This is a genomic window from Selenomonas sputigena ATCC 35185 (genome assembly GCF_000208405.1).
Taxonomy (GTDB): domain Bacteria; phylum Bacillota; class Negativicutes; order Selenomonadales; family Selenomonadaceae; genus Selenomonas; species Selenomonas sputigena.
Map to the genome: position 1 here is coordinate 872,768 of NC_015437.1, position 12,574 is coordinate 885,341.

A 12,574-nucleotide genomic window follows, 5' to 3' on the forward strand; every position below is an offset into this window, starting at 1 on the left:
GACTTTCCAAGTGTTCATGGCAGAATTGTCATGATGAATACGATGAAGCATAAGGAAATAGACTCGTATTCGTTTACATTCTTATTACGAGATTAGACTCTGTTTTCCTGCCGACGATATATAAAATACGAGGAATCTCCCATAGAACGAATTTGCTGGGTTTTTCGACGAGAAGAAGGAAGGATTTTTCCCGGACATTGTTGACACTCGGTGTTAAGTGTGATAAAGTATGTTAGTGATTTTATGGAAGGAGTGCTGAAACATGCGCAATGCCGTTACGTTGGCCTGCACGGTTTGCAAGAACCGCAACTATCAGACCAACAAGAACAAGAAGAATGATCCCGATCGGCTTGAATTCAACAAGTATTGCAAGTTCTGCAAGAAGCATACGCCGCATAAGGAAACGAAGTAAGCCCTGCGGCTTGCAGCAATATGATACGGGGTGTGAATGCTTTGGCGGATGAAAGATCGTCAGCGCCGCAGTCTTCTTCAGGCGGTTTCAACCTCTTCCGTTTCTTGGGCGAGGTCAAGGCGGAGATGAAGAAGGTGACATGGCCGACTCACAGGGAGCTGGTGACGTATACCGGCGTTGTGGGAGTGGCGGTCGTTGTCGTCTGTGCGCTGATCTGGGTATGCGATACGTTTTTTGCAAGGCTGTTTCAACTTATTCTGCGATAGAAGGCTGGAGGCGCGATGGAATCTGAGAAGAAATGGTATGTGATTCATACCTATTCCGGATATGAGAACAAGGTCAAGGCGAATCTTGAGTCTCGCGTCCATACCATGGGGATGGAGGACAATATCTTCAATGTCATCGTCCCGATGGAGGAGGAGGCCGAAATCAAGGACGGCAAGAAGAAGCTCGTCAAGAAGAAGGTTTTTCCCGGCTACGCCTTAGTCGAGATGATCGTCAATGACCGCTCGTGGTACGTCGTGCGCAACACGCCGGGCGTCACGGGTTTCGTCGGCTCGGGAACGAAGCCGATTCCGCTGTCGGAAGCAGAAGTAAAGCATATCTTGAAATCCATGGGGGCGGAGGAAGAGAAGCCCGTCGTCCATATCGATCTCGAGGTTGGGCAGGCTGTCCGCATCAATTCGGGCACTTTCGAGAATTTCGCCGCTACGGTGGCGGAGGTGCTTCCCGAGAAGGGCAAGGTCAAGGTGCTCGTCGAGATGTTCGGGCGTGAAACTCCGGCCGAAGTCTCGTACAATGAGGTTGAAAAGATTTAGCTGCCGCAGCGCCGCAGGTGCTGACCGCAGTATAACCCCTTTTAAGGAGGTGTTAAAAGTATGGCAAAGAAGGTCGCAAAGCTCGTCAAGCTGCAGGTTGTCGCCGGCAAGGCAAGTCCGGCTCCTCCGGTAGGCCCGGCGCTCGGTCAGGCAGGCGTCAACATCATGGCTTTCGTCAAGGAATTCAATGAGAGGACGGCCAAACAGGCTGGTCTTGTCATTCCGGTCGAAATCACGGTCTTCGAGGATCGTTCGTTTACGTTCATCACGAAGACGCCGCCCGCCGCAATTCTTTTGAAGAAAGCTGCCGGCATTGAAAAAGCTTCCGGTGAGCCGAACAAGACGAAAGTCGCCAAGGTGCCGCGCGCGAAAGCGCAGGAGATCGCGCAGTCGAAGATGCAGGATCTCAATGCGGCAGACCTCGAAGCTGCTACGCGCATGATCGAGGGAACGGCTCGCAGCATGGGCATTGAAATCGTCGATTGATTTGAGGCGCTCATGCTCGTGGCAGGGAAAATCCGCTATGACCACGAAAGGGGAATTTTTGAATGGCAAAACACGGCAAGAAATACCAGGATGCCGCGAAGCTTTTGGAAGACGGAAAGCTCTACAGTGTCGCTGAGGCCATGGAACTCGTGAAGAAGACTGCGACGGCAAAGTTCGACGAGACGATCGAACTGCATGTCCGTCTCGGCGTCGATCCGAAGTACGCCGATCAGCAGGTTCGCGGCGCTATGGTTCTGCCGCACGGCACGGGCAAGGCGAAGAAGGTTCTCGTCTTTGCCAAGGGCGAGAAGGTCAAGGAAGCTGAGGATGCAGGTGCTGATTACGTCGGCTCGGACGAGATCGTCACGAAGATTCAGGGCGGCTGGTTCGACTTCGATGTCGCCGTCGCTACGCCCGACATGATGGGAACGGTCGGTCGTCTCGGTAAGGTCTTGGGTCCTCGCGGTCTCATGCCGAACCCGAAGCTCGGTACGGTCACGATGGATCTTGTGAAGGCAATCAATGAGATCAAGGCCGGTAAGGTCGAGTACCGTACGGACAAGGCAGGCAACATCCATGTCCCGATCGGCAAGGCTTCGTTCGATGTCGATAAGCTCAAGGCGAATTATCAGGCGCTCATTGATACGCTTGTCCGCGTTCGTCCGGCAGCGGCGAAGGGGCAGTACATCCGTGCAATCACGGTCAGCTCCACGATGGGTCCCGGCATTCCGGTTGCTACGATGGCCTGATTCGACAACTACATAGAATGACTGTAGACAGCAGGTATGGATCTTCCATCTAACGAGCAAGTTGCTCGCCCGCCGAGGTCGGATTCAGGCGCATTGCTTCAAAAGATGCGGCTTCCGGCATACAGTTGGGAGCCGTTTTATTTTTGTTAAATCTCATTGAGAGGGGGTGCAAGAATGAATGCAAAGGTAAATGCAAAGAAGGAAGCGGTCGTCGCCGAGCTGAAGGAAAGGCTTTCGGCAGCGAAGGGCGCCGTTTTTACGAGCTACAAAGGCTTGACGGTGGCGCAGGACACGGCGCTTCGCCGCACGCTTCGTGAGGCAGGCGTTTCGTATCATGTCGTCAAGAACACGATGACGCGCATCGCCGCGAAGGAACTCGGTCTCGACGAACTTTGCGATCACTTGGAGGGGACGACGGCTCTTGCCGTTTCCGCTGACGACGCTGTGGCGCCGGCGAAGGTCATCTGCGAGTTCATGAAGAAGAACAAGCTTGAGGATGCCGGCATCCTGACGCTCAAGGCGGGTCTTCTCGACGGACGCGTCATCGACGTCGCCGAGGTCAAGGCTTTGGCCGATCTGCCGTCGCGCGAGGTTCTTCTCGCAAAGCTCTTGGGCAGCATGCAGTCTCCGATTGCGGGTACGGTCAACGTGCTCCAGGGAGTCATCCGCAACGCGGTCTATGTGCTTGAGGCGATCCGCAAGCAAAAGGAGGAGCAGGCTTCTGCCTGAACCTTATAGAGTGCAGCGCTTGGGCAGATGCCCGTCGCTTGCAGGCTGAATATATTTGAAGAAAACAATTTTATGGAGGTACAATCATGACTAAAGAAGAAATCATGCAGGCCATTGAGGGCATGACCGTCCTCGAACTTTCCGAACTCGTCAAGGCTATGGAAGAGAAGTTTGGTGTCAGTGCCGCGGCTCCGGTCGCTGTTGCTGCTGCCGGCGCTGCTCCGGCGGCTGCTGCCGGTGAAGAGAAGACCGAGTTCACGGTCGTTCTCGCTGCTGCAGGCGACAAGAAGATCAACGTCATCAAGGCTGTCCGCGAAGCTACGGGTCTCGGCCTGAAGGAAGCGAAGGAACTCGTTGACGGCGCTCCTGCTCCGATCAAGGAGAACATCGCGAAGGCAGAGGCAGAAGAGCTCAAGAAGAAGCTCGAAGAGGCCGGCGCAACGGTCGAGCTCAAGTAATTTGGGCGCAGCAGAAGCTACATAAGAAACCGCCCTTGCAAGTCGATTTTCGACTGCAAGGGCGGTTTTTGTTTGGTTGGTTTACGTTTCCTGCTGCAGCGTAAGCGGATGTTCGCTTTCCGTTTGTGCCGTCTTTCGCTTGCCGTTCCAACTATATTGGATTGTCAGCACGGTGAGCGCCGCGATGAACATGAAGAGCGCCATGAGGAAGTAGCCCGTGTCGAAGGAGCCTGTCTCCGTCTTGAGCCAGCCCATCATGTAGGGGCCGACCCAGCCGCCGAGATTGCCGCAGGAGTTGATGAGGGCGACGCTGCCGGCGGCGGCGGAGCCGGAGAGGAAGCTCGTCGGGATCGTCCACCAGACGCCCATGGCGGCGTAGATGCCGATGGCGGACAGGCAGACGAGGAAGAGCGCCGTATACATGTTATCGGCAAAGGGACTTAGCCCTAGCCCGACGGCGCCGACGAAGAGAGCGCCCGCGACGTGCCAGACCTTGTCTCCCGTCTTCGTCGAGGTCTTGCCGATGATGACCTGCACGAGGAGCGCCGCTGTCATCGGAATGGCGATGGCGCCGCCGAGGAATCCGGTCGACCAGCCCGAAAGCCCCTTGAGTACCGTCGGCATCCAGAAGTTGAAGCCCCAGAAGCCGATGACCCACATGAAATAGATGAAGCAGAGCTTCAAGACCTTGGGATCGGAGAAAGCCTGAAAAATCGTGTACTTCTTGACGCTCTGCATACGCGCCTGCTCTTCTTCGTACTGGCGGTTCAAGTATTCCTTTTCTTCTGCGCTGAGCCAGGAAACCTGGTCGGGCTTGTCCTTGACGAAGTAGAAGAAAAATACGGCGAAGAGGAGGGCGGGCACTGCCTCCAAGATGAACAGTTCCTGCCAGCCGTGCATGCCGAAGAAGGATGTTTGCAGCAGGAATCCCGCAAGTGGTGCGCCGACGATCGTTGAGATGAGAAGTGACGTCAGCATGAGGGAATTGGCGCGCGCTCTCTCCCTTTCGGAAAACCAACGCGCGAAGAGCACGGAGTAGATGACGGGGTAAAGGCTCGCTTCTGAGGCGCCGAGCAGGAAGCGGCAAAGGTAGAACTCCGTCTGCGTCTGCATGAATGCCATGAAGATGCAGACAAGTCCCCAGGTGAACATGATGCGTGCGATCCACTTCGCGGCGGAAAAGCGGGCGGCGATGAGTGCGCCGGGGATTTCCAGGAGCAGGTAGCCCATGAAGAAGATGCCCGCGCCTGCGCCGAAGATTTCGGGCGTGATCCAGTCGAGATCCTGCGTCATGGTCAGCGCTGCATAGGCGATGTTCACGCGGTCGATGCAGGCGATGATGGACACGAGGAAGACGGGCAGGATGATGCGCAGGTCGCGCTTTCGTCTGAGACGGGCGAGATCCAAATTTTCCATAATGATTCCTCCTAAAATAATGCAGGATGATAAACAAAAACTCCGCCCCTCGAAAGGGACGGAGGATTATCCGCGGTACCACCCAGATTCCCGCGTGAAGCGGGCGCTTGCCGCGTACAAACATACGCGCTTCCTCTAACGCGGAAGGGACGGCTCGGCTTACTCGATTTCAGCTTTGCTTCTCGGGGAGGATTTTCTTCGCGAGGCTTTCTGCCGCTTTTCAGCACAGGAGCGGCTCTCTGTAAGACAGCGTATCACGAATACTCTTTCCCGTCATAGAATTTTGGCGATGTATTCTTTTGCATCGTGGTTTGCATCGTGGTTTGTTAAGTTGTAACCTCGATGAAGCATAATATACTCCTTGAAAAGAAGGTTGTCAAGCATTTGGAGAAAATTTATTTTTGCTTGGTCGATCGGGCTGCTTTTGCTATGAAAACCCAAGAGGTCAAGCCCGAAGGGCGCAGAATGATTGGCTTTTTCATGTAAGGGCGGCGCACAATGTCCAAAAACTGGACGTTTGTGCGTGTAGTTTGCTATACTAGAGGAAGACAGACCACCGCGCGGATAAGAAGCGCAGAAGAGAGGGGAAAACTCATGTATTTTCGCACACAGCAGTATTACCGCATCAACCGTCAGCTGAAAAAATCTTACCATGCCTGCATCCGAAACGGCGGCACGGAAGAGGAGGCGCGGGCGATTCGTGAGACGAATGCACACATCGTCGAACTTTTTGCCCATGGCGGACTCATCAGTCACGAATGGGCGGCGGCCTTGGGGCATAGGCATGGACATGATATGGATTCATAATGTGAGAGAATTGTCCTGGATATGATAAAATCCGATTGACATGAAATGAGGGATATGATAAACTAATTATTTTCTTCCAACTTCTGAAGATTTGTGCTATAATGTATGCGGATAGTTTTTTAATTCCATGCGTTTTGCATGGGGAAGGGCAGGAGGTGTAGTATTGCTTCAGGTTGGTGACACGGTTGTCTATCCGATGCATGGGGCGGGCGTGATTTCCGGCATAGAGGATTGCGAGGTGCTCGGCGAGGGCAAATCCTATTATGTGCTTCAAATGCCATTGGGCAACATGAAGGTCATGATACCGACGGACAACGTGGATAATATGGGTCTTCGAGACGTGATTCCCGAAACGCAGGTCGAAGAGGTCAAGGACATTTTGCAGATGGCTCCCGAGCGTGCGACGGGAAGCTGGAACAAGCGCTTTCATGCGAATCTTGAGCGCATGAAGAGCGGCGATATATGCGATGTGGCGGCTGTCGCGCGGAATCTCGTCCTGCAGGATCGCCTGCGCAAGATTTCTAGCGGCGAGCGGCGCCTTCTGGATCTCGCGCGGCAGATCATCGTCAGTGAACTTGTCTATGCCTGCAGCAAATCGCCCGAGGAAGTCAAGTCGTGGATGGATGGCATCCTTGCGGAAAACGATTTTGCCTGATGCTGACGATCCCTGGGAAGACCCCGGCGATTCGAGAGTGATTTCTTTTGACAAAGCCGAATAGATTTAGTATGATAAATCTGTTTGGCTTTGTCATTTCCATTATATGGGGAGGGATGTTTATTGCTCGAAAAAGTATTGCGTTTTTTCATCACGCTGATCTTCGCCATTCTCGGCGGAGCGCTCATGCAGCTTGCCAGTCCGCTTCTGACCTTGTTTCTGAGCACGGAAGTTCTCAAGCTGGATCTCGGACTCTTCGGCTTGACGCTCGCTTCGCTCGTCTGCATCCTCGTCGGTGCTGTTCTGGGCGGGGTTCTCGGCTTCATCACGACGCCTCTTTTCACGGCTACGCTCAAACGCTTCACCTATTGGGTCGAAACGCAGCTGAACAAGATGCCGATTCATGATGTCATCGCAGGCGCAGCGGGGCTGGCCATCGGACTTATCATTGCAAATTTATTGGGAGCGGCGTTTTCCAAGATTCCGCTCGTCGGAGCATATTTTCCTGTCGTTTTCAGCATCGTGTTCGGCTATCTCGGCATTCATATCACGATCAAAAAGCGCAAGGAAGTCGGCGATCTTTTCGGCACGCTGCCGAATCTGATCAGCAAGAGCCGCGAGGCGAAGGCGCAGGCGAAGGCCAAGGAAGCGCTGGGGCAAATCGGCAAGGAACAGAAATCGTCCAAGCTCTACAAGCTGCTCGATACAAGCGTCATCATCGACGGACGCATCGCCGATATATGTGAGACGGGCTTCATTGACGGTACATTGCTCATCCCTGAGTTCGTCTTGGAAGAACTGCAGCATATCGCCGATTCCTCAGATGCGTTGAAACGCGTGCGCGGCAGGCGCGGACTCGATGTCCTGCAGCGCATACGCATGGAATCGAAGATGGAGGTCGAGATCACGAGCCAGGACTTCGACGACATCGCCGAGGTCGACTCGAAGCTCGTGCGCCTCGCGCAGGTCGTGGGCGGCAAGCTCATCACGAATGATTTCAACCTGAACAAGGTTGCAGAGTTGCGCGACGTGCCCGTCCTCAACATCAACGAGCTTTCCAATGCCGTGAAGCCCGTCGTCATTCCAGGCGAGACGATGCGCGTTTCCGTCGTCAAGGAAGGCAAGGAGCCGGGACAGGGCGTCGCCTATCTCGATGACGGCACGATGATCGTCATCGAGAACGGCCGCCGCCATATCAACAATACGATTGAAGTGGAGGTCACGTCGGCGCTGCAGACAGCAGCCGGACGCATGATTTTTGCAAAGCCCAGACATTGGTGAAAGAGAAGTGCCGCCGATAGGTCATGCGACTTATCGGCGGCGCGTTTATAAAGCAGTATATGCAAGGAGGCTTTATGGTTTCCGTGATTTTTCCGGCGGCGGGTGCAGGAAGGCGCATGAAGGCGGACAGAAACAAGGTGCTTCTGGAACTTTCCGGCGTGCCGATCCTGCTTCGCACGCTGCGGCGCTTTTCCGCCGTACCTGCAGTCGCCGAACTGATCGTCGTCGTCGCCAAGGATGAGATCGCTTTTGTCGAGGAGATGCTGGAGAAGGCGCAGGGCTTGAAGCCCTGGCGCGTCGTTCAAGGCGGCGCTGAGCGCCAGTATTCGATCGCGAACGGCATGGCACATCTCGCCGCAGATGCCGACATTGTGCTCGTGCACGATGCGGCGCGGCCTTTAGTGAGCCTTGCTGCAATCGAAGCGGTCATCTCTGCGGCGCGTGAGAAGGGCGCGGCCATCGCTGCCGTGCGCGCGAAGAACACGATCAAGGTTGTCGGTGAGGATGGACGCGTCGAGGCGACGCCGTCGCGTGCAAGTCTCTGGGAGGTGCAGACACCGCAGGGATTTCGCCGCGAGATTTTGCAGCGAGCTTATGAGAAGGCGGCGCAGGACGGCTTTCTTGGCACGGACGACGCGAGTCTCGTCGAGCGAATCGGCGAGGCGGTCTTCGTTGTTGAGAGCGACTACGGCAATCTGAAGATCACGACGCCTGAAGATTTGTGGATGGCGGAGGCGCTTTTGGCGCATTCTGAGAAATTATAGCTGAAATGAAGGTGACGATATGACGAGATTTGGCATGGGATACGACGTGCACCGTCTGGTGACAGGGCGCAAGCTCATCGTGGGCGGCGTCGACATCCCGCATGAATATGGGCTTCTGGGACATTCGGACGCCGATGTGCTGCTGCACGCCGTCGAGGACGCCCTCTTGGGCGCAGCGGCGCTCGGCGATCTCGGCAGACATTTCCCCGACAGTGACGATCGCTGGAAAGGCGTGTCGAGCATGAAGCTCTTGGAGCATGTCGCACAAATGCTTCGTGCGAAGGGCTATCGCGTCGGCAACATCGACGCGACAATCGTGGCGCAGCGTCCGAAGTTCGCGCCCTACATCGAGGAGATGCGCCGTAACATCGCCGAAAAGCTCGATTTGGAGCTTGATCAGGTGAATGTGAAGGCGACGACGGAAGAAAAGCTCGGTTTTACGGGCGAGGAGAAAGGCATATCCGCCTACGCTGTCGCTTCTTTGGAGCGAATGGAGGAAAAATAAATGCTGAGGGTTTACAATACGCTGACGCGCGAGAAAGAGGAATTCAAGCCCCTTGAGCCGGGCAAGGCGAGCATCTACTGCTGCGGCGTGACGCCGTACAACGACCCGCATATTGGCAACGCGCGTCCCTTTGTCACATGGGACGTCGTGCGCCGCTATCTCGAGAAGAAGGGCTATGCCGTGCACTACGTGCAGAACTTCACGGACATCGACGACAAGATCATCCGCCGTGCAAAGGAGGCGGGCGAGACGTGGAAGGAACTCGCCGATCACTACATCGCAGAATACTTCAAGGCGATCGACGCGCTCAACGTGCGCCGCGCCGACGCCTATCCGCGCGTTTCGGAGCATATTGCGGACGTGCTCGCCGTGATCGAAAAGCTCATCGAGAAGGGCTATGCCTATGCGCTCGACGGCGACGTCTACTACAGCGTGGAGCGCTTCGCGGGCTACGGCAAGCTCAGCGGCCGCTCCTTGGACGACATGCAGGCGGGCGCACGCGTCGGCGTCGACGAGCGCAAGCATCATCCGATGGATTTCGCGCTGTGGAAGGCGGCGAAGCCCGGAGAGCCGTCTTGGGACAGTCCGTGGGGCAAGGGGCGTCCGGGCTGGCACATCGAGTGTTCAACGATGTCGATGAAGTATCTGGGCGAGACGTTCGACTTCCACGGCGGCGGCAGCGATCTCATCTTCCCGCATCACGAGAACGAGATCGCACAGGCGCAGGCATGCACGGGCGACGACCACAGCTTCGCTCGCTACTGGCTGCACAACGGCTTCATCACGATCCATGACGAGAAGATGTCGAAGTCGAAAAACAACTTCTTCACGGTCAAGGACATTTTGGAGAAATACGCGGGAGAGGTCGTGCGCTTCTTCATCGTGCAGACGCACTACCGCAGTCCGCTCGATTTCACCGACGAGCGCTTGGTGGAGGCGAAGACGAGCCTCGCACGCCTCAAGAATTCGTGGGACAATGCCGCAGAGCTCTCGTCGCGCAAGGACGAGAGCTCTGGCAGCGCGAAGTCGCTTTTGGCAGCGGCGATGGAAGCCAAGGCCGCGTTCTATGAAGCGATGGACGACGATTTCAATACGGCGCTCGCCATCAGCCACCTTTTCTCCCTATCGAAGGAAATCAATATCTATTACAACGAGGTCACGACGGGCGCAGCTGCTTTCGACGCGGCGAACTTCGCCAAGGTTCGTGCCGTCTACGCCGAGATGGCGGAAGTCATCGGCATCTTCGAGGCGAAGGAAGAAAAGGCGGCGGACGGACTTGTCGACAGCCTTATGGAACTTCTCCTCAATCTGCGCCAGAAGGCGCGTGAGGAGAAGAATTGGGCGCTCGCCGATCATCTGCGCGACGAACTCAAGGCTCGCGGCGTCGTCATCGAGGATACGCCGCAGGGCGCAAGGTGGAAGCGCGCATGAGGTTTGATCGCTTTCGCGCCATCGTCGGTTCAATGTTCACGCCCGACGGCGAGGGCGGCATCGCCGAGCGCTACGAAGGAATCGATGTGCGCCTCGCCAGCCCCCTCGTGCTCGCCTACATCGGTGATGCCTACTTCCATCTCTTCGTGCGCACGCGCCTTCTATCCTTCGAGCAGTCGCAGGTGCACGTCCTGAGCGATTTCGCCGCGCAGATCGTCTCGGCGGTCTGGCAGGCGAAGGCATATCACGCGATTGAGGAGCGTCTGACGGAGCGCGAGCGCGGCATCTTCCGCCGCGGCAGGAACGCGAAGAGCCATGCGCCGCGCCGCGCGAGCGTCGCCGAGTACCATGCGAGCACAGGCTTCGAGGCGCTTCTTGGCACGCTGTTTTTGGAAAAAGATACGGAGCGTTTGGACGAGATCGCCGAATGGGCGTTTCAGGCCATCGCGCAGGGCATGATGGCGGAGATTGCCGCTAAACGCGGACGGCGCGTGAAGAAAGGGGCGGCTGAATGACGGCACGCCTTACGAAGATGAAAGGAAAAGAGCCTTGGAAATACAGTTGATTGCAAAGACGCCGAATTACCTCAAAACGTGCTGGACGGCGGCGCGTACCTGCTACAGCGCGGATTCGCCCATCGAGCTTCTGGCCGAGGAAAAGAGCGAGGCGGATATGCTGCGCCTGTTGGAGCGCATCATGACGAGCAAGCACCTCTCGGTCGTCGAGCACTGCTCGATGACGTTTGCCGTCAAGGGCGTCTCGCGCACGCTTCTCGCGCAGTATTCGCGCCACCGCATCGGCGTGTCGCTGAGCGTCCAGAGCCAGCGCTACGTTTCGGAGCAGTCGGAAAAGCAGGCGGACGGCATCTTCGCCCACGTCGTGCCCGAGACGATTCGTGAGAAAGAAGCGGCGTATGTGCGCTATATGGAAACGATGCAGGTGATTCAAAAGGCCTACGACGATCTTCTCGCGATCGGCGTGGCGAAGCAGGACGCACGCTTCGTGCTGCCGGGCGCGGCATGCACGAATTTCGTGACGACGCTCAACCTGCGTTCCTTCATGGACGTCTACGAAAAGCGCGTGACGACGCCGGGCGCACAGTGGGAGATCCGCAACATGATGCTCAAGATGCGCGACCTCCTCGTCGAAGAAGAGCCGTGGCTCGCGAGGTATATCGTGAAGCCCGAAGTGCGCTGAATGAAGAGCGGAAGATGGTGCGAAGCGATGGAAACGAAGCAGAAGAAACGGCCTGCGAAGGAAGAGCGGACGGTCTTGAAGCGCGGCGGGAGGCAGGAAGAGCGGCGCGATGCGCCTTCTGCCGATGAGATTCTCGTCGGCAGGAACGCCGTCTTCGAGGCGCTGAAGGCAGGGCGCGGCATCAATCGCATCCTCGTCGCGCAGGGCGCGAAGGAGGCGGCGCTCGCGCCGCTTCTCTCGCTTGCACGCGAGCAGGGCGTGCCCGTGCGGGCGAGCAAGCGAGAGAAGCTCGACCAGCTCGCGCCCGACATGCGCCACCAGGGTGTCATCGCCTATGCTGCGCCCGTTGCCTACGCCTCGCTCGATGATGTCTTCGCGTGCGCCGAGGAAAAGGGCGAACCGCCTCTCCTCCTGCTGCTCGATGAGATCGAAGATCCGCACAACTTCGGCGCGCTCCTGCGCACGGCGGACGCGGCGGGCGTGCACGGCGTGCTCGTGCCCGAGCGCCGCGGCTGCGCGCTGACGGCGACGGTCGCCAAGACCTCGGCAGGCGCCGTCGAGCATGTGCGCGTCGTGCGCATCGGCAACATCGTGCAGGAGATGAAGCGCCTCAAGGAGCGCGGCCTCTGGTTCGTCGGCGCCGATATGGCGGGCGATGAGGACATGTTCCATGCCGACTTGACGGGGGCTTTGTGCATCGTCATCGGCAGCGAGGGCAAGGGACTCGGCCGCCTCGTCAAGGAGACGTGCGACTTTCTCGTGCGCATCCCGATGCACGGGGCGATCAACTCACTCAACGCTTCGGTCGCCGGGGCGCTCCTCATGTACGAGGCGAGGCGCGCGCGCCTCTTGGGAAGGGCGTAAGG

17 protein-coding genes and 2 other annotated features are annotated in these 12,574 nt (G+C 57.0%); of the genes, 16 read left to right on the forward strand and 1 reads right to left on the reverse strand.

The window, feature by feature from the left end; all coding sequences use genetic code 11:
* Nucleotides 1-262 precede the first annotated feature (262 nt).
* The 7 genes from rpmG (at nucleotide 263) to rplL (ending at nucleotide 3,652) form a co-directional block, all read left to right on the forward strand.
* Complete coding sequence (gene rpmG / locus SELSP_RS03835; RefSeq protein WP_006192858.1) at nucleotides 263-412, forward strand: 50S ribosomal protein L33; 150 nt, start codon at nucleotides 263-265, stop codon at nucleotides 410-412.
* A gap of 20 nt (nucleotides 413-432) precedes the next feature.
* Nucleotides 433-678, forward strand: coding sequence for a preprotein translocase subunit SecE (gene secE, locus SELSP_RS11930; RefSeq protein WP_006192857.1), 246 nt, complete (start codon nucleotides 433-435; stop codon nucleotides 676-678).
* Between the two features lie 15 nt (nucleotides 679-693).
* On the forward strand, nucleotides 694-1,230 hold the full coding sequence (gene nusG / locus SELSP_RS03845; protein ID WP_006192856.1) for a transcription termination/antitermination protein NusG: 537 nt from the start codon (nucleotides 694-696) through the stop codon (nucleotides 1,228-1,230).
* A 60-nt stretch (nucleotides 1,231-1,290) separates the two neighbouring features.
* Nucleotides 1,291-1,716, forward strand: a complete 426-nt coding sequence (gene rplK, locus SELSP_RS03850; RefSeq protein WP_006192855.1) for a 50S ribosomal protein L11 — start codon at nucleotides 1,291-1,293, stop codon at nucleotides 1,714-1,716.
* Between the two features lie 62 nt (nucleotides 1,717-1,778).
* On the forward strand, nucleotides 1,779-2,465 hold the full coding sequence (gene rplA, locus SELSP_RS03855) for a 50S ribosomal protein L1 (RefSeq protein ID WP_006192854.1): 687 nt from the start codon (nucleotides 1,779-1,781) through the stop codon (nucleotides 2,463-2,465).
* Nucleotides 2,466-2,468: 3 nt separating this feature from the next.
* Nucleotides 2,469-2,615: a sequence feature (ribosomal protein L10 leader region), on the forward strand.
* A 24-nt stretch (nucleotides 2,616-2,639) separates the two neighbouring features.
* Nucleotides 2,640-3,194, forward strand: coding sequence for a 50S ribosomal protein L10 (gene rplJ / locus SELSP_RS03860; RefSeq protein WP_006192853.1), 555 nt, complete (start codon nucleotides 2,640-2,642; stop codon nucleotides 3,192-3,194).
* Between the two features lie 86 nt (nucleotides 3,195-3,280).
* On the forward strand, nucleotides 3,281-3,652 hold the full coding sequence (rplL, locus tag SELSP_RS03865; RefSeq protein ID WP_006192852.1) for a 50S ribosomal protein L7/L12: 372 nt from the start codon (nucleotides 3,281-3,283) through the stop codon (nucleotides 3,650-3,652).
* Between the two features lie 81 nt (nucleotides 3,653-3,733).
* Here the strand turns inward: rplL and SELSP_RS03870 are convergent, their stop codons facing one another.
* Nucleotides 3,734-5,068, reverse strand: a complete 1,335-nt coding sequence (locus tag SELSP_RS03870; RefSeq protein WP_006192851.1) for an MFS transporter — start codon at nucleotides 5,066-5,068, stop codon at nucleotides 3,734-3,736.
* A gap of 51 nt (nucleotides 5,069-5,119) precedes the next feature.
* Nucleotides 5,120-5,354, reverse strand: a binding site (T-box leader).
* Between the two features lie 308 nt (nucleotides 5,355-5,662).
* Here SELSP_RS03870 and SELSP_RS03875 point away from each other — a divergent pair.
* The 9 genes from SELSP_RS03875 (at nucleotide 5,663) to rlmB (ending at nucleotide 12,572) form a co-directional block, all read left to right on the forward strand.
* On the forward strand, nucleotides 5,663-5,875 hold the full coding sequence (locus SELSP_RS03875) for a hypothetical protein (RefSeq protein WP_006192849.1): 213 nt from the start codon (nucleotides 5,663-5,665) through the stop codon (nucleotides 5,873-5,875).
* 163 nt (nucleotides 5,876-6,038) lie between these two features.
* Entirely contained in the window at nucleotides 6,039-6,530 is a 492-nt protein-coding gene (locus SELSP_RS03880) for a CarD family transcriptional regulator (RefSeq protein WP_009646831.1), read from the forward strand.
* 123 nt (nucleotides 6,531-6,653) lie between these two features.
* Entirely contained in the window at nucleotides 6,654-7,811 is a 1,158-nt protein-coding gene (locus tag SELSP_RS03885; RefSeq protein ID WP_006192847.1) for a PIN/TRAM domain-containing protein, read from the forward strand.
* Between the two features lie 74 nt (nucleotides 7,812-7,885).
* Nucleotides 7,886-8,575: a 2-C-methyl-D-erythritol 4-phosphate cytidylyltransferase gene (gene ispD, locus SELSP_RS03890; protein ID WP_013740688.1), complete on the forward strand. Its 690-nt coding sequence runs from the start codon at nucleotides 7,886-7,888 to the stop codon at nucleotides 8,573-8,575.
* Nucleotides 8,576-8,594: 19 nt separating this feature from the next.
* The gene (gene ispF / locus SELSP_RS03895) at nucleotides 8,595-9,080 is read left to right on the forward strand and encodes a 2-C-methyl-D-erythritol 2,4-cyclodiphosphate synthase (RefSeq protein ID WP_006192845.1); all 486 of its coding nucleotides are present in this window, start codon (nucleotides 8,595-8,597) and stop codon (nucleotides 9,078-9,080) included.
* Nucleotides 9,081-10,511 (forward strand): cysteine--tRNA ligase, encoded by a 1,431-nt coding sequence (cysS, locus tag SELSP_RS03900; RefSeq protein ID WP_006192844.1) that lies wholly within the window; start codon nucleotides 9,081-9,083, stop codon nucleotides 10,509-10,511.
* A complete protein-coding gene (locus SELSP_RS03905; protein ID WP_006192842.1) occupies nucleotides 10,508-11,026 on the forward strand; it encodes a Mini-ribonuclease 3 in 519 nt (172 codons plus the stop codon). Before cysS ends, SELSP_RS03905 begins: the two co-directional genes overlap by 4 nt.
* A gap of 34 nt (nucleotides 11,027-11,060) precedes the next feature.
* The gene (thyX, locus tag SELSP_RS03910) at nucleotides 11,061-11,708 is read left to right on the forward strand and encodes an FAD-dependent thymidylate synthase (RefSeq protein WP_006192841.1); all 648 of its coding nucleotides are present in this window, start codon (nucleotides 11,061-11,063) and stop codon (nucleotides 11,706-11,708) included.
* A 27-nt stretch (nucleotides 11,709-11,735) separates the two neighbouring features.
* Nucleotides 11,736-12,572, forward strand: coding sequence for a 23S rRNA (guanosine(2251)-2'-O)-methyltransferase RlmB (gene rlmB / locus SELSP_RS03915; RefSeq protein WP_013740689.1), 837 nt, complete (start codon nucleotides 11,736-11,738; stop codon nucleotides 12,570-12,572).
* Nucleotides 12,573-12,574 lie beyond the last annotated feature (2 nt).

What these genes read in the sequence shown, in the direction of transcription:
- rpmG (WP_006192858.1), top strand. Translation starts at nt 263, where the DNA reads ATGCGCAATGCCGTTACGTTGGCCTGCACGGTTTGCAAGAACCGCAAC.
- secE (WP_006192857.1), top strand. Translation starts at nt 433, where the DNA reads ATGATACGGGGTGTGAATGCTTTGGCGGATGAAAGATCGTCAGCGCCG.
- nusG (WP_006192856.1), top strand. Translation starts at nt 694, where the DNA reads ATGGAATCTGAGAAGAAATGGTATGTGATTCATACCTATTCCGGATAT.
- rplK (WP_006192855.1), top strand. Translation starts at nt 1,291, where the DNA reads ATGGCAAAGAAGGTCGCAAAGCTCGTCAAGCTGCAGGTTGTCGCCGGC.
- rplA (WP_006192854.1), top strand. Translation starts at nt 1,779, where the DNA reads ATGGCAAAACACGGCAAGAAATACCAGGATGCCGCGAAGCTTTTGGAA.
- rplJ (WP_006192853.1), top strand. Translation starts at nt 2,640, where the DNA reads ATGAATGCAAAGGTAAATGCAAAGAAGGAAGCGGTCGTCGCCGAGCTG.
- rplL (WP_006192852.1), top strand. Translation starts at nt 3,281, where the DNA reads ATGACTAAAGAAGAAATCATGCAGGCCATTGAGGGCATGACCGTCCTC.
- SELSP_RS03870 (WP_006192851.1), bottom strand. Translation starts at nt 5,068, where the DNA reads ATGGAAAATTTGGATCTCGCCCGTCTCAGACGAAAGCGCGACCTGCGC.
- SELSP_RS03875 (WP_006192849.1), top strand. Translation starts at nt 5,663, where the DNA reads ATGTATTTTCGCACACAGCAGTATTACCGCATCAACCGTCAGCTGAAA.
- ispD (WP_013740688.1), top strand. Translation starts at nt 7,886, where the DNA reads ATGGTTTCCGTGATTTTTCCGGCGGCGGGTGCAGGAAGGCGCATGAAG.
- ispF (WP_006192845.1), top strand. Translation starts at nt 8,595, where the DNA reads ATGACGAGATTTGGCATGGGATACGACGTGCACCGTCTGGTGACAGGG.
- cysS (WP_006192844.1), top strand. Translation starts at nt 9,081, where the DNA reads ATGCTGAGGGTTTACAATACGCTGACGCGCGAGAAAGAGGAATTCAAG.
- SELSP_RS03905 (WP_006192842.1), top strand. Translation starts at nt 10,508, where the DNA reads ATGAGGTTTGATCGCTTTCGCGCCATCGTCGGTTCAATGTTCACGCCC.
- rlmB (WP_013740689.1), top strand. Translation starts at nt 11,736, where the DNA reads ATGGAAACGAAGCAGAAGAAACGGCCTGCGAAGGAAGAGCGGACGGTC.